Source organism: Antarcticirhabdus aurantiaca (genome assembly GCF_009765365.1).
GTDB lineage: Bacteria > Pseudomonadota > Alphaproteobacteria > Rhizobiales > Rhizobiaceae > Antarcticirhabdus > Antarcticirhabdus aurantiaca.
Genome location: NZ_VTOM01000025.1, coordinates 1 through 23,267, shown reverse-complemented (window position 1 = coordinate 23,267; position 23,267 = coordinate 1). Strand labels below are relative to the sequence as shown.

Sequence of the window (23,267 nt, the reverse complement as noted above, 5' to 3'; positions counted from 1 at the left end):
GGATCGCGGCGCTCCTCGCGCCGCTTCGTGTCAGAAACTTCGCTTCAGCCATGCGCCGAACCGCCCAGCCCGCGTCGACTCGTCGAAGGCGAACGACATGGCGCCGCCGCCCGCGACGTATTCCTCGGCCGCCACCTGCGGGTAGATCAGCAGGCCGACGGCCGTGGCGAAGGCCGGGCTCTTGTTCGAGGCCTTGAGCCCCGAGACGCCGAGCGGCCGGCCGAGCCGGACGTTTCGCTGCATGATCGCGCGCGCCGTTTCCGGCAGGCCCGCGAGCTGGCTGGCACCGCCCGTCAGAACGACGCGCTTGCCGATGACGTGGCCGAGGCCGGAGGCCGCGAGGCGGTCGCGGATGACCTCGAAGGTCTCCTCGACGCGCGGCTTGATGATCTTGGCGACGAGCGAGCGTGCGACCGCCACCGTGCCGCCGCTGGTTTCCTCGCCGAGGGGCGCGACGGATACGCTCTCGCCGTCCTCCAGGAGCTCGGCGAGCGTCGAGCCGTGCATGACCTTGAGGCGCTCGGCGTGCTCGGTGCCGATCGACAGGCCGCGGGCGAGGTCCATGGTGATGTGCGAACCGCCGATGGCGATCTGGTCGGCGTAGACGAAGCGGCCGTTCTGGAAGATCGCGATCGTGGTCGAGCCGGCGCCCATGTCGATGCAGGCCGAGCCCATCGCCGCCTCGTCCTCGACCAGCGTCGCGAGGGCGCTGGCGTAAGGGGTGGCGACGAAGCCCTCGACGATGAGGTGCGCGCGGTTGATCGCGGCTTCGAGGTTGCGAAGCGGCGTTTCCTCGGCGCTGAGGATGTGGAGGTCGGCGGTCAGAACGTCGCCGACCATGCCGCGCGGATTCTCCAATCCCCCTTCCCCGTCGAGGGCGAGGTCGTTGGGGATCGAGTGCAGGGCGATGCGGCTCGGCTCCAGCGGCGCGCGGGCGGCGAGCGACTGGGCGAAGCGGACGTTCGCGTCGGTGACGGCCTGGCGGTTCAGCTCCACGGCGCCGCGGCCGCGGGTCGAGCGCAGGCGCCCGGCGGTGACGGAGACGATCAGCGTCTCGACGGTGAGGCCGGCCATGCGCTCGGCGGCCTCGACGGCCGAGCGGATGGAGCGCTCGGCGGCCTCGAGGTCGACGACGACGCCCGACTTGATGCCGCGCGAGCGGTGATGGCCGACGCCGAGCACCTCGACGGTGTGCGTGCGGCCGGGCAGGATCTCGCTGGCGAGCCGCGGGCGCAGCCGCCCGATGATGCAGGCGATCTTGTCCGACCCGACGTCGAGAACGGAGATCACGCGCGAGCGGCGAATGGATAGGCCCTTCATGCGGGGAAGACCGTCGGTGTTGCGGGAGAACAGGCTCATACGGGCTTGTCCTTCGCGATGCGCTTGAGAAGCTTCTCGCGCTCCTTCAGCGCTGCGGTGCGGCGCTCGAGGGCTCCCGAGGTGAGCTGTACGGTGACGCGGTCGGGCAGGCGCATGTCGACGGCCGCGATGTCGCGCGAGAGCAGTCCCGCTTCGGCATCCATCCGCACCACATCCGCCATCGCTTCCAACGGTTTTTCCTCCGGAAGGCGTACCGTCACGCCGTTGTCGAGGCGAAGGTCCCATCGACGATCACCGACCCGAATGTAGGCCTGTACCCTTGCGCGAAGCTCGGGCAGCAGTTCGATCGGGCCGAGAATCTCGCTGGCGTTCTCGGCGCTGCCGCCGCCGACGACCAGCGGCAGGCCCATGAACCGCTCAGGGGGCGAGGGCGTGATGCGGTGGCCGGCGGGATCGATGATGAAGAGGTCGCCGCCGGTCTGCCAAAGCGCGTAGGGCTCGTATTCCTGGAGGTCGATCTTCACCCGGTCGGGATAGATCTTCGAGACCGTGGCGCTGCGGATCCACGGCATCTTCTGGAGCGCGTCGCGGGCGGCGGCCGGGTCGAGCGAGGGCAGCGTCTGCGAGCCGGTGCCCCAGAGAACCTGGAGAACGTCGATCTCCGTCGTTTCGCGATTGCCCGACACGTCGATCGTCTCGATCGAGAAGCCGAGCGGCGCGGCGACGGCGTCGATCGCGGCGCCCGTGTGACCGCCGAGGATCATGCCGTACAGGCCGGCCGCGCCGAGGAGCCCGAAGGCGATGGAGCGGAAGCGCGGCAGCGAGGCGGGATCGACGGCCTCGGCTCGGGCGATGAGCTTTCGCGAGGCAAGGCTGGCGCGAAGGATCAGCCGGCCGGGAACGCGCCGGACGTCGTCCCCGTCGAAACGGTCGGTCAGCGCGCGCACGAGGCGTCCTCCACCATCCAGGTGAGAAGGTCGGCGAAGGAGATGCCGGCCGCCTTCGCGATGTCGGGCACGAGCGAGGTCGCGGTCATGCCGGGCTGCGTGTTGATCTCCAGCCAGGCAAGGCCGGCCTCGGGCCCCTTGGCGTCGTCGTAGCGGAAGTCGGAGCGCGACACGCCGCGGCAGCCCATCGCCTTGTGCGCGGCCACCGCCGCCGCCTCGACGCGGGCATAGACGTCCGCCGGCAGGTCGGCCGGCACGATGTGCGTCGAACCGCCGGGGGCATACTTCGAGTCGTAGTCGTAGAATTCGTTGGCGTTGGACTTGATCTCGCACACGCCGATGGAGCGGTCGCCCATCACGGCGCAGGTCAGCTCCCGGCCCGCCACGTAGCGCTCGGCGAGCAGCGTTTCGCCGAAGCGCCAGTCATGCGCGTTCAGCTCCTGCGGCGGGTGGGCGTGATCCTCGCGCACGATGAAGACGCCGAAGCTCGACCCTTCCGCGACGGGCTTGAGGACGTAAGGAGTCTCGAAGACGTGGGCCTTGGCGGCCTCCAGCCGGTCGACGAGCTTGGATTCGGCAAGCGGCACGCCGGCCGCGCCCGCGAGGATCTTGGCCCGCGCCTTGTCCATGGAGAGGGCGGAGGCGCGAACGCCCGAATGGGTGTAGGGTATCGAGAGGAACTCCAGGATCCCCTGGATCGTGCCGTCCTCGCCATAGGGCCCGTGCAGCGCATTGAACGCGACGTCGGGCTTCAGCTCGGCGAGCCGAGCGGCGATGTCCCGGTCGACATCGACGCGGGTCACGCGGAAGCCAGCGCCCTCAAGCGTCTCGGCGCACGCCGCGCCGGACTTGAGGCTCACTGGCCGCTCGGACGAGAACCCGCCCATCAGAACCGCGACATGCCTCGTCATGAGCCGTCGATCGCCCCTTCATCGATTTCAAACCATAGATGACAGAGCGATGGTTAAGCGAAGGTTAACCCCCTTGCTCGAGTTCAAGAAAATCGAAAGGCCGATCACCGGCGGCAACGTCGGGGCGATTGACGAACGGCTCGATCGACGTTCCACACCGACGCAAGACGGGGCGCGCACCCGGTCGTGCGCGCCCCGTCTTGCGGATGCCGGCGAGATTTGGAAAGCGCGCTCAGAGCGCCAGGGCAAGCGCCGGCCGGGCGGCCGGCTCCTTTGCCCCGCGCGGCGCACGGCCAAGGCGGGCGGCCATGATCTCGCGCGGCTCGGGGCGGCCGATGAAGTAGCCCTGGATCTCCGAACAGCCCTCCTCCACGAGCCGCTTCAGCTGCGCCTGCGTTTCCACGCCCTCGGCCGTCACGGACAGGCCGAGGTTGCGCGCGAGGCCGGCGACGTCTCGCACGATCGCCGCCGCCTTGCGGCTGGTCTCGAGCGCGGACACGAAGCTCCGGTCGATCTTGATCCGCGTCAGCGGAAAATCCTGGAGGAAGCTCAGCGACGAATAGCCCGTGCCGAAATCGTCGAGCGCGATGAGGACGCCCATCTCGCGCAGGCGCTGCAGGGTGGCGAGCGTGCGGGCGCGATCCTCGATCATCGCCGTCTCGGTGATCTCGAGCTCGAGCCGGTGCGCATCGAGGCCCGTCGCGCCCAGCACGGCGCGGACCTGCTCGACGAAGTTCGCCTCGCGCAGCTGCGTCGGCGACACGTTGACCGAGACCGTCAACGGGCGCGGCCAGGTGGAGGCTTCCCGGCAGGCCGTTTCGAGAATCCAGCCGCCGAGCACGGGCATGATCCCCATGTCCTCGGCGATGGGGATGAACTCGTCCGGACGCATCGTCGCGCCGTTCGGCGGCGACCAGCGAAGCAGCACCTCGAAGCCCGCCAGCGCCCCGGTCAGCCCGCCGACGATCGCCTGGTAATGGAGTTCGAACTCCCGCTCCTCCAGGGCCCGGCTGAGCTGGACCTCGACGCTGCGGCGGCGCCACGCGCTTCGGCCGAGCGAGTCGCCGTAAAGGCGGCTGCACCCGCGGCCGTCGCGCTTGGCCTGATACAGCGCCATGCCGGCCTTGCGGGCGATATCGGACGCGGTGACGCCCATGTCCGGCGCGATCGCGATGCCGATGCTCGCGCCGATCCGGCCGATCTCGACGCCGAAGACGAAAGGGCGCCCGATCGCCTCGCTCAGCTGCGCCGCCCGTTCGAGGGCGGGCTCGATGCCGTCGCGCATCGGCATCACCACGGCGAACTCGTCGACGCCGATGCGGAAGGCCGCCTCGCCGGACTCCAGGGCGCCGCCGATGCGGGCGGCGACCTCGCGCAGCAGCGCGTCGCCGGTCGCGTGCCCGTAGACGTCGTTCACCGCCTTGAAGCGGTCGAGATCGAGGTGGAGCAGCGCGCAGCGCTCGGCTATGGGAAGGACGGAGAGCACCTTCTCCAGGTGCCGGTTGAAGCTGTCGCGATTCGGCAGCCGCGTCAGCGCGTCGTTGGCGGCCATGAAGCGCACGGCGGCTTCAGTGTATCGGCGCTCGGTCACGTCCTCGAAGGTCACGACCCAGCCGCCGGCCTCGATCCCCCGCATGACGACCGACAAGGTCCTGCCGCCAAGATCGGCATCGAGACACGCGGGCACGACCGAGCGACCCGCCAGATCCAGGCAGCGTCCGATATCGAGCGAGGGATGCGCCGCCCGCACCAGCGCCTGAAAATCGGCGCCCTCGGCAACGTCCTCCGCCTGGAGGTCGAGAAGCTCGCGCAGCCGTTCATTGGTCAGCAGGACGCGCTGGTTCGCGTCGAGGAGGCAGAGCCCCTGCGCCAGGTTGACGACGGCGAGGTCCAGTCGGTCCTTGACCGCGGCAAGCGCCGTGGCATGGCGCCGCTCGGTGCAGTCTCGGGTGATCTTGGCGAAACCGACGTGCTGTCCGTTCGCATCGTGGACCGATTGCAGGACGACCTCGGCCCAGAAGGCGGTGCCGTCCTTGCGAACCCGCCAGCCTTCGTCCTGGAACCGTCCCGCTTCCAGCGTCAGGCACAGGTTGCGCTCGGGGATGCCGGCGAGCCGGTCCGGCTCCGTGTAGAACCGCGCATAGTGCTGGCCGACGATCTCCTCGGCGCGATAACCCTTGGCGCGCTCGGCCCCGACGTTCCAATTCATCACGCGACCGTCGGGGCCGAGCATGTAGATCGCGCAGTCGGTCACGGACTCGACGAGGAGGCGATACATCAGATCGCGTTGGCGCTGCGCGGAAGTCGTCATGTCGTGCTCCGAGGTCGACGGGATCGACGATCGGAACACTGCATCGTAAGTTCTTAAATTTGATTGCTCGCGAAACTACCTCGGGCGACCAAGATCAACCTCAGTCACTAAGGCGTACCTGCTTTCGGAGCGAGGCAAACATAAGCGTTACTTACATTAACCGCCGAACGTTTGTACTTCCTGCCCCGGCTGGAACTCTCCGAACCGCTTGATCTCCCAGTCCAGCGTGACGCCCGAATGCTCGTGGACGCGACGCCGGACCGTCTCGCCGAGGGTTTCGAGATCGTGGCCGGTGGCAGCCCCGGTGTTGATCATGAAGTTGCAATGCATGGTCGACATCTGGGCGCCGCCGACCGAGAAGCCGCGAAGGCCCGCCGCGTCGATGGTCTTCCACGCGGAGTTGCCCGGCGGGTTCTTGAAGGTCGAGCCGCCGGTCTTCTCGCGGATCGGCTGCACCGTCTCGCGGTGGTGCTGGACCTCGTCCATCTTCGCGCGGATCTCGTCCTGCGGTGTCATGTCGCCCTCGAACAGCGCCGAGGTGAAGACGAGATCGGCCGGCGCCGCGGAGTGGCGGTAGGCGTACCCCATGTCGGCGTTCGACAGGACGTGCAGCTCGCCCCGGCGGTCGATCGCGCGGACCTCGACGACGCGCTCGCGCGTCTCGACGCGGTTGGCGCCGGCATTCATGCGCAGCGCGCCGCCGATCGAGCCGGGAATGCCGTGATAGAAGTGGAAGCCGCCGAGGCCGCTCTCCAGCGCGACGGCCGCGAGGCGCTTGTCCGGGCAGGCCGCGCCCGCGCGGATCGTCGTTTCGCCGACGCGTTCGGCCGTACCGAAGCCCTTCGCCGACAAGCGGACCACGACGCCGGGAATGCCGCCGTCGCGCACGAGAAGATTCGAGCCGATGCCGACGAGCGTCACCGGCACCTCTTCGGGAAGCGCCCGCAGGAAAACGGAAAGGTCCTCCTCGTCGGCCGGCTGGAACAGGATCTCGGCCGGCCCGCCGACGCGGAACCAGGTCACCTTGTCCATCCCGGCCTGCGGCGTCAGACGGCCGCGCACGCCGTCGAGGCGCGAGCCGAGGCTCTTCAGAAGCGCTTCGCCGTCCATTCAAGCGCTCCGCGCGGCACGGTCGTGGAGATCGTCGAGCTCGCGCGGCAGCGCGTAGGCCCACTGGGTGATCGAGCCGGCACCCAGGCAGATCACCATGTCGCCCGGCTCCGCGACGCGCGCGATCAGCGGCGCCAGCTCGGCCGGCCCGTCGATGAGCCGGGCGTCGCGATGGCCGCCGAGCTTCAGGCGCTCGACCAGCATCTCGGAATTGACGAACTCGATCGGCTCCTCGCCCGCCGAATAGACCGGCGCCAGGATCACCGTGTCGGCGTCGTTGAAGCAGGCCGCGAATTCGGGGAACAGCGACTGGAGGCGCGTGTAGCGGTGCGGCTGCACCACGGCGACGACGCGGCCCTTGGCCGAGGAGCGAGCCGCCGCGAGCACCGCGCGGATCTCGACCGGATGGTGGCCGTAGTCGTCGTAGACGTCGACGCCGTTGGAGGAGCCGGTGAAGGTGAAGCGCCGCTTCACGCCCCCGAACGCGGCGAGCCCCTTGCGGATCGCGTCCGCCCCGATGCCGATGCGGTGCGCGACGGCGATGGCGGCTGTCGCGTTCGACACGTTGTGGCGGCCCGGCATCGGCAGGACGAGGTCGTCGATCTCGGTCGTCTCGCCCGTCACGCGGTCGCGGATCGTCACCTTGAAGTGGGAGCGCGGGCCGTCGACCCGCACGTCGGTGAAGCGGGCGTCTGCCTGGATGGTCTCGCCATAGGTGATGATGCGGCGGTCCTCGATCTGCGCGACGAGCTGCTGCACCTCCGGGTGGTCGAGGCACATCACGGCGAAGCCGTAGAACGGCACGTTCTCGACGAAGGCGCGGAAGGCCGCCTTCACCTTGTCGAAGGTGCCGTAGTGATCGAGGTGCTCGGGATCGATGTTGGTGACGATGGCGACGTCGGCCGGCAGCTTCAGGAAGGTGCCGTCGGACTCGTCGGCCTCCACCACCATCCAGTCGCCCGCGCCCATGCGGGCGTTCGTGCCGTAGGCGTTGATGATGCCGCCGTTGACGACGGTCGGGTCCTTGCCGCCCGCGTCGAGGAGCGTCGCGACGAGCGAGGTCGTGGTCGTCTTCCCGTGCGTGCCGCCGATGGCGATGGCCTGGCGGAAGCGCATCAGCTCGGCCAGCATCTCGGCGCGCCGCACGATCGGCAGCAGGCGCTCGCGCGCCGCCGCGAGCTCGGGGTTCGAGCGCTTGATCGCGGTGGAGACGACCACCACCTCGGCGCGGCCGAGATTCTCGGCGGCGTGGCCGATGTGGACGGTGACGCCCTTCTCCCGCAAACGCTGGACGTTGGCGTTCTCGGACGCGTCCGATCCTTGGACGGTATAGCCGAGATTGACGAGGACCTCGGCGATGCCGCTCATGCCGATGCCGCCGATGCCGATGAAGTGCACCGGGCCGATCGTGTGGGGCATCTTCATCGGGAAACCTCATGCGCGGGCTTGGATTTGCCGGCCGACATAGACTCAACGAGGTCGGCGAGCAACCGCGCGGCATCGGGGATGCCAGCCCCCCTGGCGGCGCCGGCCATGCGCGAGAGGCGCGCCGGATCGGCGCCGAGTTCGGCGAGAAGCTCGGCCAGACGGTCGGGCGAAAGCTCCTGCTGGCGCGTGACCAGGACGGCGCCGGAGGCTTCGAGCTTGGCGGCGTTGGCGGCCTGGTCGTGGTCGAGGGCGTAGGGATAGGGCACGAAGATCGCCGGCCGGCCGATCACCGCGATCTCGGACACGGTCGAGGCGCCGGACCGGCTGAGGACGAGATGCGCCTTGCCGATGCGCGCGGCCATGTCACCGAAGAAGGGCGAGACCTCGGCCTGGACGCCGAGCCGGGCATAGGCTTCGCGCACGCGCGCCTCGTCGGTGGACCGGGCCTGCTGGGTGACGACGAGGCGCGCGCGAAGGTCGGCGCCGAGGCGCTCGACCGCCGTCGGCACGGCGTCGGAGAAGAACTGCGCGCCCTGGCTTCCGCCGAAGACCACGAGGCGGAAAGGCTCGCCGGGCGCGGGCGGCGCGTAAGGAATCGCCGCCGCCTCGATCACGGCGGGGCGCACGGGATTGCCGGTCACGACGATCTTGCGGCCGAGGGCGGCGTCGGCCTTTTCCAGCGGGATGCCGCAAGCGACGACGTCGACGCGGCCGGCGAGGAACTTGTTCGCCCGGCCCATCACCGCGTTTTGCTCGTGGACGGCGGTCGGGATCTTGGCGCGCGCCGCGGCCATCAGCGGCGGCACGGTCGGGTAGCCGCCGAAGCCGATGACGGCCGAGGGCTTGAGGCGGCGCACCAGCGTGCCTGCCTCACGAAAGCCGCGCCAGAGCGTCCAGCCCGAGCGCATCAGCGCCGGCGGGCTCTTCGAGCCGAAGGTCGCCGAGCGGACGATGTGGACGGCCGATCCGGGGAAGCGGCCCGCGAAGCGATCGGCGCGCTCGTCGGTGACGAGCTGCACGTCGTGCCCGCGCGCGATCAGCTCGTGCGCCAGCGCTTCCGCCGGAAACAAGTGTCCGCCGGTGCCCCCGGCGGAAAGGAGGATGGGTCCGGTCATGGGACCTTTCGACTTCGGTTCGATCGGCGGGACCCGGCCCGCCGGGCCCCGCGCTGGGGGATGCGCGTCAGGCGGACTGCGCCTGGAGCGCGTAGGTTCGGGCCAGGAGCCGGTCCGTCTGCGACCGGTTCTGCGGCTCGCGGCGGGTCAGCGCCAGGACGAAGCCGGCGGTGAGCGCGACGGCGAGCATGGAGGAGCCGCCATAGGAGATGAAGGGCAGCGTCATGCCCTTGGCCGGCATCAGCTGAAGGTTCACCGCCATGTTGATGATCGACTGGAAGCCGAACAGGAAGACGAGGCCGGAGATCGCGAGGCGCGAGAAGACGTCGCGCCGCGAGAGCGCCACGGACAGGCCGCGCGTGACGATGAAGCAGAACACCGCCGCCAGCGCCATGCAGGTGACGACGCCGAATTCCTCGGCGATGACCGAGAAGGCGAAGTCGGTGTGGCTGTCGGGAAGCAGGCGCTTGACGGTGCCCTCGCCCGGTCCCTGCCCGAGCCAGCCGCCGTGGATGATCGCCTGATAGGCGGTTTCGGTCTGGTAGTTGTCGCCCTCGCCCGTAAGGAAGCGGTCGAGGCGGCTCGCGACGTGCGGAAACACGGTGTAGGCGACCACGAAGCCGCTGACCGCGAGGCCGGCGAGCCCGCCGACCCAGATCCAGGGCATGCCGGACATGAAGAACAGGCCGCCCCAGGCCGCGACGGTCAGGATCGTCTGGCCGAGATCGGGCTGCGCGACGAGAAGGCCCATCACCATCAGGAGGAGGATGATCGCGAAGAGGTTGCCGGGGATTTCCGGCCGGCGCGCCTTCTCGGCGAAGAGCCAGGCGCAGATCACCACGAAGGACGGCTTCATGAACTCCGACGGCTGGAGGCCGATCGGGCCGAAGTCGATCCAGCGTCGCGAGCCCTTGATCTCGGTGCCGATGAACAGCGTCAGCATCATCAGGACGATGGCCGCGCCCAGCGTCACGAGCGCCACGCGCCGCACCCCGCGCGGGCTGAGCAGCGAGGCGCCGAACATCACGAGGATCGAGGGCACGAGGAACATCGCGTGCCGCTTGACGAAGTGGAAGGGCTCGACGCCGATGCGGTCGGCGACAGGCGGGCTGGCCGCGAAGGACAGGACCAGCCCGCCGACGAGCAGCGTCAGGAAGGCGGCCAGGAACCACCGGTCGACGCCCCACCACCAGTCGGCAACGATCCCACGTTTCGTGCGGCCCGCCATGTCCCCTTACTCCTTGCCGATGGGCATCGCCCCGTCGAGGCTCCGGACGGCATCCCGGAACGCCTCGCCGCGCTTCTCGAAATTGCGGAACTGGTCGAAGCTCGCGCAGGCCGGCGACAGGAGGACGACCTCGTCCTCGCCCGTCGCGCCGGCGTCGCGAGCCGCGTGGCTCACCGCGACGTCGAGACTACCCGAAATCTCGTAAGGAATTCGTTCACCAAGAGTCGCGGCGAAGGCTGGTGCCGCCTCGCCGATCAGGTATGCCTTGGCGATGCGTCCGAAGAAGGGCTCGAGCGAGGCGATGCCGCCCTCCTTTGGAAGCCCTCCGGCGATCCAGTGGATGCGCTCGAAGCTTGCCAGAGCCGGCGCCGCGGCTTCGGCATTTGTCGCCTTGGAGTCGTTGACGAACAGGACCCGGCCTGCGGTCGCGACCTGCTCCATCCGGTGAGCCAGTCCCGGAAAGGTGTTGAGCCCGTTCTGGATTTCGGCGTCGCTTAAACCAACGCTTTCGAGCGCAGCCACCGCGGCGGCCGCGTTCTGCCCGTTGTGGCGACCGCGCAGCGAGCCGATCCCTTCCAGGCTGAACAGGCGGTCGGCGCAGCCCGGCTGGCGCCGGATCAGCATGCGGCCGTCGAGAAACACGCCGTCGGAGACCGGCTCGTTCTGCGAGATGCGCAGGATGCGGTGGTTGTCGACGGTCAGCCAGTCGGCGATCGCGCGGGAATGGTCGTCGTCGACGCCGACGATGGCCGTCCGGCTGCCGCGCACGAGCCGGGCCTTGATCGCGGCGTAATCCTCCATCGTGCCGTGCCGGTCGAGATGGTCGGGCGACAGGTTGAGGAGGATGCCGACCGTCGGCCGGAGCGTCGGGGCGAGGTCGATCTGGTAGGAGGAGCACTCGACGACGTAGTGGCGGTGCTCGGCGGGCGGATCGAGCGTCATCACCGCGACACCGATGTTGCCGCCGAGCTGCGTGTCGCGACCCGCGGACGTCAGGCAGTGGGCGATCAGCGCCGTGGTGGTCGACTTGCCGTTCGTGCCGGTGATGGCGATGAAGGGTGCGAGCGGCGCGTGGCGCTCGCGCTCGCGGCTGAACAGCTCGACGTCGCCGATCACCGGGATGCCCGCGGCGTGGGCGAGGTCCACCGTCCAATGCGGCTTGGGATGCGTGAGCGGCACGCCGGGTGAGAGCACCAGCGCGTCGAAGCCGCTCCAGTCGGCCTCGCGCAGCGAGCCGGTCGTCACCCCTTCGCTGTCCGCCCTGGCGACGCTGTCGGGATTGTCGTCGAAGGCGAGAACCGACGCCCCGCCCTCCTGGAGGGCCTTGGCGGTGGCCAGTCCAGAGCCGCCGAGCCCGAACAGCGCGAGCGTGCGGCCGGCAAAGACGGTGGCGGGAATCAAGGCGTCACCTCAGCTTCAGGGTGGACAGGCCGACGAAGGCCAACATGAAGGCGATGATCCAGAAGCGCACGACGACCTGGCTCTCGGTCCAGCCGAGCTTCTCGAAATGGTGGTGGATGGGCGCCATCAGGAAGACCCGCTTGCCCGTCAGCTTGAACGACACGACCTGGATGATCACCGACAGCGCCTCGATCACGAAGAGGCCGCCGATGATGGCGAGGACGATCTCGTGCTTGGTGGCGACGGCGATCGCCCCGGTCATGCCGCCGAGCGCGAGCGATCCGGTGTCGCCCATGAAGATCGCGGCCGGCGGCGCGTTGAACCAGAGGAAGCCGAGGCCGGCGCCGATGACGGCGCCGCAGAGCGGGGCGAGCTCGCCGGTGCCGAGCACGTAGTGGATCTGGAGATAGTTCGAGAAGTTCACGTTGCCCGCGAGGTAGGCGATGAGGCCGAAGGCGGCGGCGGCGATCATGATCGGCACGATCGCGAGCCCGTCGAGGCCGTCGGTCAGGTTCACCGCGTTGCCCGCGCCGACGATCACGAAGGCGCCGACGGCGATGTAGAACCAGCCGAGATCGAGAAGGAACGACTTCACGAAGGGGAAGGCGAGCGAGGTCGCGAAGGAGCCTTCCTGCGCGTAGACGATGAGGCCGCAGGCGAGCGCCGCGATGACGAATTCGATGGCGAGCCGCGCCTTGCCCGAGAAGCCGAGATGGCTCTGCTTCGTGACCTTCAGGTAGTCGTCGTAGAACCCGATCGCGCCGAAGCCGACGGTCACCATCATCACCGTCCAGACGTAGATGTTGGTGAGGTCCGCCCAGAGCAGGGTGGCGACCAGGAAGCCGGTGATGATCATCAGGCCGCCCATGGTGGGCGTTCCGGCCTTCTTGAAGTGCGTCTGCGGGCCGTCGGCGCGGATCGGCTGCCCCTTGCCCTGGCGCACGCGCAGGTTCGAGATGATCAGCGGCCCGAACAGGAACACCACGATGAAGCCCGTGATCATCGAGGCGCCGGTGCGGAAGGTGATGTAGCGGAAGACGTTCAGAATCGGGAGGTGATCGCCGAACTGGGCGAGGTAGCTGAGCATCAGCGTCCACCCTCGGCGGAGGAACCGCCGGGACGCGCCGTCTCGTTCGCAAAGGCTTCGACGAGGTGCTCGACGAGCCCCGCGAAGCCGATGCTCTTGGATGCTTTCACCATGACCGCGTCGCCTGCCTTCATCTCACTGACGAGCACGGCTTGCGCCTCGTCCACCGTCTCGAACCACGTGCAATGCGCGGGACCGCCGGCCACCACGTCGTCGAGCGCCTTCATTTCCGGACCGACCAGGATCAGCCGGTCGACCCGCGCCGCCGCGATCGGCTCGGCGAGAGCCGCGTGGAGCGCGGGCGAATGATCGCCGAGTTCCAGCATGTCGCCGAGAACCGCGATGCGCCGCGCGGTCGACTTACCCATCGGCACCGCGCCCAGTCCTTCGAGCGCCGCGCGCATGGAGGCGGGATTGGCGTTGTAGCTCTCGTCGATGAGCAGCATGCGCCCGCCCTTGGGCGCGCGCAGCGTCGTGCGCTCGCCGCGGCCCTTGCCGGCGCGCCAGGTGGCGAGCGCTTCGACGGCGGCGCCGAGATCGGCGCCGAGGATCTGGGCGACGAGCAGCACGGCGAGGATGTTCTGGACAAGGTGGCGACCCGGCGAGGACAGGCCGAAGACGACGATGCGCCCGTCGATCGCGACCTCGACCAGAGGTCCGTCGGGCGAGGTCTGGTAGCGCACCAGCCGGGCATCCGCTCCTTCGGCCTCGCCGAAGGTCGCGATGTGCGAGACGCCCGCCTCGCGCGCCATGCGCACGAGGTTCGGCAGTTGCGGATCGTCGGCGTTGAGGATCGCGGTGCCGCCCGGCACCAGCCCCTCGAAGATCTCGGCCTTGGCGGCGGCGATCTCGTCGAGATCGCGGAAGAATCCGAGATGAGCCGGGGCGATCAGCGTGATCATCGCCGCGTCGGGCTTCACCAGCTTGACCAGCGGCCGGATCTCGCCGGGATGGTTCATGCCGATCTCGAAGACGCCGAAGCGCGCCTCGGCCGGCATGCGGGCGAGGCTCAGCGGCACGCCCCAGTGATTGTTGAACGAGGCGGCGGAGGCGTGGACGAGGCCGCTGGGCGCCAGCGCATGGCGCAGCGCCTCCTTCGTCGTGGTCTTGCCGACGCTGCCGGTGACCGCGACGATGCGCGCCTGCGAGCGGGCGCGCGCGGCCTCGGCGATGCGGCCGAGGCTCGCCAGCACGTCGTCGACGACGATCAGCGGCGTCGTCATGCGGCCGAGCGCCGGCAGCTTCTTCTCGGACACGATGTGGAGCGCCGCCCCCGCCTTGGTCGCGGCGGTCAGGAAGTTATGGCCGTCGAAGCGCTCGCCCTTGATGGCGAGGAAAGCATCGCCCGGCGTGATCGAGCGGGAGTCGATGGACAGGCCGGAGACGGAGGCGGGCAGAGCGCCGACCGGCCGCCCGCCGGTGGCGGCGACCAGGGCGGCCGTATCCCACAAAGCTTCTTGGTTGGTCATCAAGCCTCGCGCGCGATCGCCTCGCGCACCTCCTCGTGATCGCTGAAGTGCAGCGTCTCAGTACCGATGGTTTGGCCGATTTCGTGACCTTTTCCAGCGACAACGATCGTGTCTCCAGCTTCGCCCAAGCTCACGGCGGCGCGGATCGCCTCGCGGCGGTCGCCGATCTCGCGTGCGCCCGGTGCGGCGTCCAGGATCGCAGCGCGGATCGAGGCGGGCTCCTCCGAGCGGGGATTATCGTCGGTGACGATCACGACGTCAGCGAGGCGGGTGGCGATCTCGCCCATGATCGGGCGCTTCAAGCGGTCGCGGTCGCCGCCGCAGCCGAAGACGACGACGACGCGGCCGGTGGTGAAGGGGCGCACGGAGGCGAGGACGTTCTCCAGCGCCTCGGGCTTGTGGGCGTAGTCGACGAAGACGGGCGCGCCGGCGCGCGTCGTGCCGGCGAGCTCCAGGCGGCCGGAAGCGCCCTTCAAATGCTCGGTCGCGACGAGCGCGGCCTCCACCGGCGTGCCGGTCGCGATGGCGAGCCCCGCCGCGACGAGGGCGTTCGACATCTGGAATTCGCCCGCGAGCGGCAGGACGATGCGGTAGATATGCCCCTCGGCCTCGATCTCGGCGATCTGGCGATGGCGCTCGTGCTCGAGCCGCTTGAGGCGCAGGAGCGAGCCCGTTCGCCCGACGGTATGAACAAGGGCGCCGGCACGGGTCGCCACCTCGACCGCGCGGGCCGACCAGGCGTCGTCGCCGAAGATCACGGCCGGCGCGCCCTTGGGAAGCAGCGTGTCGAAGAGGCGCATCTTGGCGGCGAAGTAGTCCTCGACGTCGACGTGGTAGTCCATGTGGTCGCGGCCGAGATTGATGAAGGCGGCCGCCGCGAGGCTGACCCCGTCGAGCCGGCGCTGCACGAGGCCGTGGCTCGACGCCTCCATGGCGGCGTGCGTCACCCCTTCCGCCTTCAGCTCGGACAGGAGCCGGGCGAGGTCCACCGGGTCGGGCGTGGTCAGCGTGCCGTAATCGTTGCGCTTCGACGACGCGACGCCGGTGGTGCCGATGGAGGCGGATTCCAGGCCGTTGCCCGCCCAGATCTGGCGCGTGAAGGCGGCGATCGACGTCTTGCCGCTGGTGCCGGTGACCGCGACGATCGTTTCCGGCTGGGGGCCGAAGAAGCGGGCCGCGATCTGCGCGATGGCGCGGCGCGGATCGGCCGACCGCAGGACCGGGACGGCGACGTCCAGCTCGGCGTCCTCCCCCGCGAGGATGGCGGAGGCGCCCCGCGAGATAGCGTCGGCGGCGAAGCGGGCGCCGTCGGCCTTGGTGCCGGACAGCGCGGCGAAGAGCGTGCCGGGACCGACCTTGCGGCTGTCGGTGGCGAGATCCGCCACCTCCGCGTCGCCGCCGTCCGCGCGCACTGCAAGTCCCTGGCAAAGTTCGGAAAGTCGCATCGCCGCCGTCACTCGCAAAAAGGGCCGACCGCGCGAACGGTCGGCCCCGAACCTCATGCTTGACGAAACGCTTTAACGTTTTGCCCGAATCGCTGCCAGTGTCAGTAGGACACGAGCAAGGCCTTTCCTTCCGGCCCGAAGTCCGGCTTCACGTGGAGAAGCGTACCGGCGCGGCGGATGATCGCGCCCACGGTCGGGGCGGCGTTGGAGGCGGCGGTCGCGCCGGTGCCCTTGCCCTCTTCCGGCTGCGGCTCGTCGACGACGACCAGCACGACGTATTGCGGGTTCTCAATCGGAAAGGCGGCGAGATAGGCGTTGAAGCGCTTGTTGCCAACATAGTGGCCGTTGACGACCTTTTCGGCCGTGCCCGTCTTGCCGCCGACGCGGAAGCCCGGAACCGCGGCGCCCTTGCCCGAGCCTTCCTTGCCGTTCAGCTCGTAGAGATAGCGCATGTCGTCGCTGGTCTTGGCCGACACGACCTGGACGGCGAGCTGGTCGGCCTCCTCCCGCGTGCGCGGCAGGAAGGTCGGCGGGATCAGCTTGCCGCCGTTCATCAGCGCGGCGGCCGCGACCGCCGTCTGCAGCGGCGTCGTCGACACGCCGTGGCCGTAGGAGATCGTCATCGAGTTGATCTTCTTCCAGGCCCGGGGCTGGGTCGGCATGGCGACCTCGGGAAGCTCCGTGTGGAGCTTCGACAGGAGGCCCATGCGGGTCAGGAACTCCTTGTGGCCGTCGACCCCGACGAGGTCGGCCTCGTGCGCCGAGCCGACGTTGGAGGAGTACTTGAAGATCTCCGGCACCGAGAGCGGCCGGTGCTTGGAGTGGAACTCCTTGATCGTGAAGCCCGCCACGCGGAAGGGGCTCGTGTCGAAGACCGAGTTCAGCGTCGCCTTGCCGCTGTCGAGGGCCATGGCGGTCGTGAAGGACTTGAAGGTCGAGCCCATCTCGAAGACGCCCGCCGACATGCGGTTCATCCGATCCTTCTCCAGCGCCTGGGCGGGCTGGTTGGGGTCGTAGTCGGGCAGCGACGACATGGCGAGGATCTCGCCGGTATGGACGTCCATGATGACGCCGCCGGCCGCGATCGCGTGGTAGCGCTTCATCGCGGCCGCCAGCTCGTCGCGCACGATGTGCTGGACGCGCAGGTCGATCGAGAGGCGCACCGGCTCCAGTTCGGTGCCCACCGCCAGGCCCGAATTCTGGAGCGCCAGGTAGCCCTGACCGTCGATGTACTTCTCCATTCCCGCGATGCCCTGGTTGTCGACGTTGACGTGGCCGACGACGTGGGAGGCGGTCTCGAAGCCCGGATAGAAGCGGCGCTTTTCCGTGCGGAAGGCGATGCCGGGCAGGCCGAGGTCGAGGATCTGCTGCTGCTGGGCGGGCGTCAGCTCGCGCTTCAGCCAGACGAAGCCGGCCTTGGAGGACAGCTTGCGGCGCACGTCGCGCGCGTCGAGCTCCGGCAGGACCGTGAGGAGCGCCTCGGTGGCCTCGTCGGGATCCGCGATGTTCTTGGGCTCGGCGAAGAGCGAGGCGGTCTTGATGTCGGTCGCCAGAACCGTGCCGTAGCGGTCGGTGATGTCGGGCCGCGCCGCCTGGATCTGGTCGCGGAAGCCGGCATAGGCCGAAGCGCTGGCGTCGGCCGCGCCCCACATGACGAGCCGGCCGCCGATGACGCCGTAGACCACGCAGAAGACGCCGATCGCGATGCCGTAGCGGCTGCGGTTGCGATCGATCTCCGGCCGGCCGGTGGCGGCCGACTTTCGGGCCGGCGCTGGCTTGGCGAGGAAGGGCACGGCCGCGCGCAGGGACGCGGCGCCGGCGGACAGGCGACGGGCGAGCGGAGCGATCATCGGGCCGCCCTTTCGGCCTGCGCGACGCGCTGGGCGACCGGCTTGGCGGCCGGCGCTTCGCCGTCCTCGTCCTCTTCGGTGGCCTCAGGGGGCGGCGGGGGAGCGGGCAGGCCGTCGAGGTCGACGACCTGGTCGGGCCGCGGCGGCTCCAGCTTCAGCGTCTCCTTGTAGGACTCGGCCACGCGCTGCAGGCGCTCGGGCTGATCGAGGAGGCTCCAATCGGCCTCCAGCAGCGTGATCGTCTCCTTCTCGAGGTCGATCTGGCGCTCGACCTTGGCGAGCTCGTCCTCGATGAGGCCGGCATCGTGCTTGATCTTGTAGGTCCAGCTCGCGGCGCCGAGAACGGCGCAGATGAGCGCGATGTTGATCGTCTTCAGCATGGACGGATCAGGCCCCGACTTGGCTAAGGGAAACGAGGGAGGGCAGGTCGGCGAAGGCGAGTGGGTCGGCGTCGCCCAGGGGCGCAGCATCTGTGCGGATGGCGGAGCGGAGCTTGGCCGAGCGGGCGCGCGGGTTCTCCGCGGCCTCGGACTCGCTCGCCTCGATCGCCTTGTTGCGGGAGGCGAAGCTCAGCGGCCGGGTGGCGACGTCGGGCAGATGGCGCGAGCCGGAGGGCGGCGTGGAGCGCTCGCGCAGGAAGCGCTTGACGATCCGGTCCTCCAGCGAATGGAAGGTGACGACCACCAGCCGCCCACCGGGCTTCAGCACCCGCTCCGCGGCGATCAGCGCGCGGGCCAGCTCGCCGAGCTCGTCGTTGACGTAGATGCGCAGCGCCTGAAAGGTGCGCGTCGCCGGATCGATGCGGTCGCCGGGCTTGCGGCCGACGACGCGGCCGACGGCGGCCGCCAGATCCAGCGTCGTTTCGAAGGGCTTCTCCGCCCGGCGCGCCTCGATGGCGCGCGCGATCCGCCCGGCCTGACGCTCCTCGCCCAGGAAGGACAGGACGCGGGCGAGGTCGCCGGCCTTCAGCCGGTTGACGGCATCGGCCGCGCTCGGCCCCTGCCCGCCCATGCGCATGTCGAGCGGACCGTCCTTCTGGAAGGAGAACCCCCGGTCCGCCTCGTCGATCTGCATGGAGGACACGCCGATGTCGAGGACGACGCCGTCGAGCGGCGCGAAGCCCTCCTCCTCCGCCACGGCGTCGAGCGCCGAGAAGCGGGACGAGACGAGGCGCAGGCGCTCGCCGTACTCGGCCTGCATCGCGGCGCCGCCGGCGATGGCCGTCGGGTCGCGGTCGAGCGCGATGACGCTCGCGCCGGCATCGAGGATCGCACGGGTGTAGCCGCCGGCCCCGAAGGTGCCGTCGAGGTGGCGCTCGCCGGGTGCCGGCTTCAGCTCGGCAAGAACGGGAGCAAGGAGCACCGGAATGTGGCGAGCCGGTCCGCCAACGGAGCCGCTCGCACGGCCGCCGTGGCCCGCCATCATTCCGGTGATCGCTGCGTGGGAGACGCGCCCATGCGGCCGGCCAGCAGCCGCTCGCGCGCTTCTCCCCGATAGGTCTCGAAGCGGGCGGGCTCCCAGAGCTGGAAGTGATCCCGGGCACCGACGAACACGACCTGATCCGTGATCCCAGTATGGGAGCGAATGAAGTCGTTCACGCCGATCCGCCCTTCCGCATCGTATTTCAGAAACTTGCCGTCGCCGAAGGCGAACAGCGCGAGGTCCTGGTAGGCCTGGCTGAACGGGTCGACCTCTTCCATGCGCTTCTCGTACCGCTCCAGGAGGTCCGGTCCGCCGACGTCGATCGCCGGCCGCCCGATCGCCTGGATGGCGAAGAGCTCGTTCACGCCGCGCGCAGCCAGCACCTGCCGAAAGGAAGCCGGAACGGAGACCCGTCCCTTGGCGTCCACGCCGTTCGTCCAGTTCGACAGGAACCGGTGCATCAAGCGCTTCGACCCACCCCTTCGGCTCGCACGCCGTCAACGCCCCCGCTTCACCGGCCGGAAGCCGGGCAAAGAACGGGCGCTGAGTCGAAGCCGGAAGGCCTCGTCCCGTGGCTTTGCGAGATGCAAAACTCCGCTCGTGTGCTGGAAAAATCGGCCCCGTTCGGCCGTCGTCCGATGAGCCGTGAAGTAGCATGGGACACCATGGGCGTCAATGGGAACGGGCTCCACCGGGGCTCCGCGAAAGGCTTCAGCCATGCTGACGAAAGATGCTTAAACTGCCGTTAAGATTGATGTTTTCCAAACGCGCCGAAAACGGTTGCAATGCAGCAACCGGCGCGCGGACGCCTCCCTGCCCGGGCGGGAAAAACATCGCTGCGCCGGGCGCTTGGCCGATTTCGGACAATGGATTCGAAGCGCCTGGCCGGGCGATTCTTTTGCCGCGCAATCGCTCAGGGACTGTGGCTGGAGAGCAACAAAGATGCACGGACGGCACAGGATCGGGCGGCGAGCCTGCTCGAACCCAAGCCCTGAAAGGCCGCGCTGCAAGGTGTGGGGCGGAGCCCCACGACGCGGTGGGAGATCGGCCCAGCGGGCCGGTCGGCGGGCGAAGGGTCGAAGTGCCAGCCGGCCTGTAAGCCGGGTTCTGTGAGCGACTTTCGCCGCCCGGCGACCATTCCTCTGGGACGCCGCTCGCGCGACGCCTCTAGCAACCCACCCGGACGACGACGATCCCCGGAGAAGGGCGGCGTTGCCGCCGCGTCGTCCCTATTCGGTCTTGCTCCCGGTGGGGTTTGCCCTGCCGCCCGCGTTGCCGAAGGCGCGGTGGGCTCTTACCCCACCGTTTCACCCTTACCCCGCGACGATGCCGGCGCTTGTGGGCCGGCGGGCGGGGCGGTCTGTTCTCTGTGGCACTTTCCCTAGGGTCGCCCCCGCCGGACGTTATCCGGCACCGTTTCTCCGTGGAGCCCGGACTTTCCTCCCGCGCGGCCTTTCGGCACTTGCGCGAGCGGCCGCCCAGCCGACTGGCGGGTGGGTGGTGCACGCCGCCGTCCACGCTGTCAAGGCGCGGCGGTCAGGTCGCCGGCTTCGTCGCGGCGTCCGCCAGCTTCGCCTTGCGCGTCCTGGGCTTCAGGGCCCTCAGCGCCTTGTCGACGCGCGCCAGCGGCTTCGTCACCGACACGAGCCGGTCCACCGCCATGTTCGTGCCCTCGAGCCGCTCGCCAAGCACCTCCGCCGCGACCAGCGCCACCGTCTCGCGAGACACGGCGGGAAACCGCTCGCAGAGCGCGTCGAAGGGCGAGCGCTCGCCCCGGCCAGGCTCCATCGCGATGAGGCCGCTGCGCGCCAGCGCCCGCATCGCCACCTGCTCGAAGGTCCAGTCGTGGTCGTGGAAGAGCTTCCAGGCCTCGCTGCGCCGCGCCGTGAAGCCGGCGAGCACCACTCGGCCCGGCCCGAAACGCTCGGCCAGCGCCAGGGCCAGCGCGAAGCCGCTCGTCGGCACGTGGGTCGACGGATAGAAGCCGGCAAACATCGGCTGGAGATCGAGGTGGGCGACGGTGGCGCCCTCGAAGTCCGCGGCCGGGCTGAAGCGCTCCTGCGCCCCGACGCGCAGGTTGACGATCCCGCGGAACTTCGGACCGGAAACGAGCCGCAGGACGTCCGCCACCTCGCGGCGGTAGACGATGTTGGCCCCGGCCGGACCGGAGCGGGCGACGAGCACGGCGTCGCCGGCGAAGGGCCGACCAAGGACCTTGTAGACCTTGTTGAAGAAGACGAAGAGCGCGCCGGCGTGGCGGGCCTGGAGGTCGGCGATGTCGACGGCGTCGCTGTTGGCGACGAGGATCACCCGTTCGAAGCCGTCGAAACGCGAGAGCGCCTCGCCCTCGCCGAAAGCGGCCCCCTCGCCCGCCCCGGACATGACCTCAGCCGCCTTCGTTCTGCTGCTGCTCCTTGAGGAGCCGGTCGCGCGTCCGGGCCTTGCGCGAGCGCGGGCGGATGCGGCGGAAGAAGTCGCGGATGGCGAGCTGGACCTTCAGCGAGGAATAGATGTGGTCGATCACCCGGTTGGTGCCGCCGAGCCGGTGCGACAGGGCCTCGGCGGACGCGACGTGGAAGTCGTCATAGGTGATGTCGCCGAAATAGCCGAGAAGCTCGCGCACCGGCCAGTCGCCGACCGTGCGCCCGACGCCGGCGTCCCGCAGCATGTCCTTCTTGAACATGATGTGGAGGACGACCTGCTCCCAGCTCCAGTCATGCGCGTCGAAGACGCGCCACTGCGCCTCGCGAACACCCGTGAAGCCGGCGAGATAGATCGGCCGCTCGATCTTCTGCTGCGCGAGCCAGGCGGCCACGGCGAAGCCCGAGGACGGCATGCGCCGTCCCTTCGGATAGATCGCCTTCGCCCAGTCGGCGAGGTCGAGGAAGGCGACCGGGCGCCCCTGGAAATCCTCGGCCGGGCTCAGCCGCTCCTTGTCGCGGGCGCGCACGTTGATGATGCCGCGAAAGCCCTTGCCCTCGACGAGCGAGAGCACGTCCGGCAGTTCCTTGCGGTAGACGAGGCTGGAGCCGACCGGCGAGGAGCGCGAGATCAGCATGCAGTCGCCGTCGTAGCGCTGCGACAGGATGCGGTAGACGCGGTTGAAGAAGATGAAGAGCGGGCGCTCGCCCAGCTCCTGCGACTCCAGGATGCCGACGGCGTCGCGGCTGTTGGCGACGAGGACCACCGAGGAATAGGGCGCGAAGAAGCCCTTGGGGTCGGTGGTCAGCGTCGAGATGTCGGCCAACGCCGCGATGCCGGTCTCGGCCATGATCGTTCGCCCCGCCTGCGGCTCAGCTCAGCTCCGCTGCGTCACGGCGAGCGTGCGCTCGCGCGCGGCGAACCATTCGTCGGCGTAGTCGTCTTCTTTGTACTCGTCGAAGTACGGGCCGCCGTCGGTGAAATGGACGTTCTTGGCGTTCGGGTCGTAGTCGTATTCGTTGACCAGCCAGTTCCAGGACGCCGGCAGCTCGCCGATCAGGTCGTCGTTCTCCAGCCACTTGAACTGGTGGAGCTGGAGGCCGGTCGCGGTGTTGACGTAGTCCGTCGTCAGCGCCGTGCACTTGGCGTTGTTGAACAGGATGACGCTCGACCAGTTCTTCTTCTCGTACTTGGTCTGCACCTGTCCGAGGAACTTCGTCTCGACCTTCGGCTGGTAGTCGTGCTTGACGCACATCGCCGCGTACCTGTCGTCGCGCAGCGCCCAGAGTTCGGCGATGTCGGCGCGCATCAGCATGTCGCAGTCCATGAACAGGCTCCAGCCCTGGAAGTCGCTGAGAGCCGGCACGAGGAAGCGCGAGAAGGAGAACTCGGTGGTCTGGAGCGCGTTGCGCTCGCGGGTGAAGATGCCGCCGAGCTGGCTGAGGACGATCGGCACGAACTCGACGGGAATGCTCGACTTCTCGAGGATGCTCTGAGCGAGGACGTGGGTTGCGACGACCTCCTTCGAATCGAAGCCGATGAAGACGCGCGCACGTTCGATCATGGGTCCCGCCCTTGTGTATCCGGAGGAGGTGCGGGCGGCGCCCGGAGATGGGGCGCCCGCCCGAATCGAAACGGCGCGGGAGATGATCCCGCGCCGCCTGATGCTAAGTCGTCTTACTCGACGATGGAGGCGACGATGCCGGCGCCGACGGTGCGGCCGCCTTCGCGGATGGCGAAGCGCAGCTTCTCCTCCATCGCGATCGGAACGATCAGCTTGACGTCCATCGTCACGTTGTCGC

20 protein-coding genes and 1 other RNA gene are annotated in these 23,267 nt (G+C 69.2%); all 21 read right to left on the bottom strand.

The genetic code is table 11. The features are described from left to right. Window positions 1–30: 30 nt before the first annotated feature. On the bottom strand, window positions 31–1,359 hold the full coding sequence (ftsA, locus tag FZN60_RS23585) for a cell division protein FtsA (protein ID WP_158875971.1): 1,329 nt from the start codon (window positions 1,357–1,359) through the stop codon (window positions 31–33). Continuing rightward, complete coding sequence (locus tag FZN60_RS23580; RefSeq protein WP_246727113.1) at window positions 1,356–2,267, bottom strand: cell division protein FtsQ/DivIB; 912 nt, start codon at window positions 2,265–2,267, stop codon at window positions 1,356–1,358. Before FZN60_RS23580 ends, ftsA begins: the two co-directional genes overlap by 4 nt. Then, on the bottom strand, window positions 2,255–3,178 hold the full coding sequence (locus FZN60_RS23575) for a D-alanine--D-alanine ligase (protein ID WP_158875970.1): 924 nt from the start codon (window positions 3,176–3,178) through the stop codon (window positions 2,255–2,257). The genes FZN60_RS23580 and FZN60_RS23575 overlap by 13 nt, the downstream gene beginning before the upstream one ends. A gap of 232 nt (window positions 3,179–3,410) precedes the next feature. Then, window positions 3,411–5,489, bottom strand: a complete 2,079-nt coding sequence (locus tag FZN60_RS23570; RefSeq protein WP_158875969.1) for a putative bifunctional diguanylate cyclase/phosphodiesterase — start codon at window positions 5,487–5,489, stop codon at window positions 3,411–3,413. A gap of 156 nt (window positions 5,490–5,645) precedes the next feature. Next, a complete protein-coding gene (gene murB / locus FZN60_RS23565) occupies window positions 5,646–6,599 on the bottom strand; it encodes a UDP-N-acetylmuramate dehydrogenase (RefSeq protein ID WP_158875968.1) in 954 nt (317 codons plus the stop codon). Beyond that, the gene (murC, locus tag FZN60_RS23560; RefSeq protein ID WP_158875967.1) at window positions 6,600–8,024 is read right to left on the bottom strand and encodes a UDP-N-acetylmuramate--L-alanine ligase; all 1,425 of its coding nucleotides are present in this window, start codon (window positions 8,022–8,024) and stop codon (window positions 6,600–6,602) included. It abuts the gene before it with no gap. Continuing rightward, complete coding sequence (gene murG, locus FZN60_RS23555; protein ID WP_158875966.1) at window positions 8,021–9,142, bottom strand: undecaprenyldiphospho-muramoylpentapeptide beta-N-acetylglucosaminyltransferase; 1,122 nt, start codon at window positions 9,140–9,142, stop codon at window positions 8,021–8,023. The genes murC and murG overlap by 4 nt, the downstream gene beginning before the upstream one ends. 67 nt (window positions 9,143–9,209) lie before the next feature. After that, window positions 9,210–10,370: a putative lipid II flippase FtsW gene (ftsW, locus tag FZN60_RS23550; protein WP_158875965.1), complete on the bottom strand. Its 1,161-nt coding sequence runs from the start codon at window positions 10,368–10,370 to the stop codon at window positions 9,210–9,212. A gap of 6 nt (window positions 10,371–10,376) precedes the next feature. Further along, window positions 10,377–11,771, bottom strand: a complete 1,395-nt coding sequence (murD, locus tag FZN60_RS23545) for a UDP-N-acetylmuramoyl-L-alanine--D-glutamate ligase (RefSeq protein ID WP_158875964.1) — start codon at window positions 11,769–11,771, stop codon at window positions 10,377–10,379. A gap of 4 nt (window positions 11,772–11,775) precedes the next feature. Beyond that, the gene (gene mraY, locus FZN60_RS23540) at window positions 11,776–12,858 is read right to left on the bottom strand and encodes a phospho-N-acetylmuramoyl-pentapeptide-transferase (RefSeq protein WP_158875963.1); all 1,083 of its coding nucleotides are present in this window, start codon (window positions 12,856–12,858) and stop codon (window positions 11,776–11,778) included. Beyond that, window positions 12,858–14,327 (bottom strand): UDP-N-acetylmuramoylalanyl-D-glutamyl-2,6-diaminopimelate--D-alanyl-D-alanine ligase, encoded by a 1,470-nt coding sequence (locus tag FZN60_RS23535; RefSeq protein WP_158875962.1) that lies wholly within the window; start codon window positions 14,325–14,327, stop codon window positions 12,858–12,860. The genes mraY and FZN60_RS23535 overlap by 1 nt, the downstream gene beginning before the upstream one ends. Next, a complete protein-coding gene (locus tag FZN60_RS23530) occupies window positions 14,327–15,772 on the bottom strand; it encodes a UDP-N-acetylmuramoyl-L-alanyl-D-glutamate--2,6-diaminopimelate ligase (RefSeq protein ID WP_158875961.1) in 1,446 nt (481 codons plus the stop codon). The genes FZN60_RS23535 and FZN60_RS23530 overlap by 1 nt, the downstream gene beginning before the upstream one ends. A 101-nt stretch (window positions 15,773–15,873) precedes the next feature. Further along, the gene (locus FZN60_RS23525) at window positions 15,874–17,622 is read right to left on the bottom strand and encodes a peptidoglycan D,D-transpeptidase FtsI family protein (protein ID WP_158875960.1); all 1,749 of its coding nucleotides are present in this window, start codon (window positions 17,620–17,622) and stop codon (window positions 15,874–15,876) included. Continuing rightward, entirely contained in the window at window positions 17,619–18,002 is a 384-nt protein-coding gene (gene ftsL, locus FZN60_RS23520; protein WP_199266639.1) for a cell division protein FtsL, read from the bottom strand. The genes FZN60_RS23525 and ftsL overlap by 4 nt, the downstream gene beginning before the upstream one ends. A 7-nt stretch (window positions 18,003–18,009) precedes the next feature. Next, complete coding sequence (rsmH, locus tag FZN60_RS23515) at window positions 18,010–19,047, bottom strand: 16S rRNA (cytosine(1402)-N(4))-methyltransferase RsmH (protein ID WP_158875959.1); 1,038 nt, start codon at window positions 19,045–19,047, stop codon at window positions 18,010–18,012. Continuing rightward, entirely contained in the window at window positions 19,044–19,505 is a 462-nt protein-coding gene (gene mraZ / locus FZN60_RS23510; RefSeq protein WP_158875958.1) for a division/cell wall cluster transcriptional repressor MraZ, read from the bottom strand. The genes rsmH and mraZ overlap by 4 nt, the downstream gene beginning before the upstream one ends. 619 nt (window positions 19,506–20,124) lie before the next feature. After that, window positions 20,125–20,534, bottom strand: an RNA gene (gene rnpB / locus FZN60_RS23505) — RNase P RNA component class A. Window positions 20,535–20,580: 46 nt separating this feature from the next. Continuing rightward, window positions 20,581–21,426 carry a 3-deoxy-manno-octulosonate cytidylyltransferase gene (locus tag FZN60_RS23500; protein ID WP_158875957.1) on the bottom strand — a complete coding sequence of 282 codons (846 nt, stop codon included), beginning with the start codon at window positions 21,424–21,426 and terminating at the stop codon, window positions 20,581–20,583. A 4-nt stretch (window positions 21,427–21,430) separates the two neighbouring features. Then, window positions 21,431–22,315 (bottom strand): 3-deoxy-manno-octulosonate cytidylyltransferase, encoded by an 885-nt coding sequence (locus FZN60_RS23495; RefSeq protein WP_158875956.1) that lies wholly within the window; start codon window positions 22,313–22,315, stop codon window positions 21,431–21,433. Between the two features lie 27 nt (window positions 22,316–22,342). Next, entirely contained in the window at window positions 22,343–23,029 is a 687-nt protein-coding gene (locus FZN60_RS23490; protein WP_158875955.1) for a glycosyltransferase family protein, read from the bottom strand. A gap of 113 nt (window positions 23,030–23,142) precedes the next feature. Further along, window positions 23,143–23,267, bottom strand: a 125-nt coding sequence (locus FZN60_RS23485; RefSeq protein WP_500786075.1) for an EF-Tu C-terminal domain-related protein, incomplete at its 5' end; no start/stop codon positions are given.

What these genes read in the sequence shown, in the direction of transcription:
- ftsA (WP_158875971.1), bottom strand. Translation starts at nt 1,359, where the DNA reads ATGAGCCTGTTCTCCCGCAACACCGACGGTCTTCCCCGCATGAAGGGC.
- FZN60_RS23575 (WP_158875970.1), bottom strand. Translation starts at nt 3,178, where the DNA reads ATGACGAGGCATGTCGCGGTTCTGATGGGCGGGTTCTCGTCCGAGCGG.
- FZN60_RS23570 (WP_158875969.1), bottom strand. Translation starts at nt 5,489, where the DNA reads ATGACGACTTCCGCGCAGCGCCAACGCGATCTGATGTATCGCCTCCTC.
- murB (WP_158875968.1), bottom strand. Translation starts at nt 6,599, where the DNA reads ATGGACGGCGAAGCGCTTCTGAAGAGCCTCGGCTCGCGCCTCGACGGC.
- murC (WP_158875967.1), bottom strand. Translation starts at nt 8,024, where the DNA reads ATGAAGATGCCCCACACGATCGGCCCGGTGCACTTCATCGGCATCGGC.
- murG (WP_158875966.1), bottom strand. Translation starts at nt 9,142, where the DNA reads ATGACCGGACCCATCCTCCTTTCCGCCGGGGGCACCGGCGGACACTTG.
- ftsW (WP_158875965.1), bottom strand. Translation starts at nt 10,370, where the DNA reads ATGGCGGGCCGCACGAAACGTGGGATCGTTGCCGACTGGTGGTGGGGC.
- mraY (WP_158875963.1), bottom strand. Translation starts at nt 12,858, where the DNA reads ATGCTCAGCTACCTCGCCCAGTTCGGCGATCACCTCCCGATTCTGAAC.
- FZN60_RS23535 (WP_158875962.1), bottom strand. Translation starts at nt 14,327, where the DNA reads ATGACCAACCAAGAAGCTTTGTGGGATACGGCCGCCCTGGTCGCCGCC.
- FZN60_RS23530 (WP_158875961.1), bottom strand. Translation starts at nt 15,772, where the DNA reads ATGCGACTTTCCGAACTTTGCCAGGGACTTGCAGTGCGCGCGGACGGC.
- FZN60_RS23525 (WP_158875960.1), bottom strand. Translation starts at nt 17,622, where the DNA reads ATGATCGCTCCGCTCGCCCGTCGCCTGTCCGCCGGCGCCGCGTCCCTG.
- ftsL (WP_199266639.1), bottom strand. Translation starts at nt 18,002, where the DNA reads ATGCTGAAGACGATCAACATCGCGCTCATCTGCGCCGTTCTCGGCGCC.
- rsmH (WP_158875959.1), bottom strand. Translation starts at nt 19,047, where the DNA reads ATGATGGCGGGCCACGGCGGCCGTGCGAGCGGCTCCGTTGGCGGACCG.
- mraZ (WP_158875958.1), bottom strand. Translation starts at nt 19,505, where the DNA reads ATGCACCGGTTCCTGTCGAACTGGACGAACGGCGTGGACGCCAAGGGA.
- FZN60_RS23500 (WP_158875957.1), bottom strand. Translation starts at nt 21,426, where the DNA reads ATGTCCGGGGCGGGCGAGGGGGCCGCTTTCGGCGAGGGCGAGGCGCTC.
- FZN60_RS23495 (WP_158875956.1), bottom strand. Translation starts at nt 22,315, where the DNA reads ATGGCCGAGACCGGCATCGCGGCGTTGGCCGACATCTCGACGCTGACC.
- FZN60_RS23490 (WP_158875955.1), bottom strand. Translation starts at nt 23,029, where the DNA reads ATGATCGAACGTGCGCGCGTCTTCATCGGCTTCGATTCGAAGGAGGTC.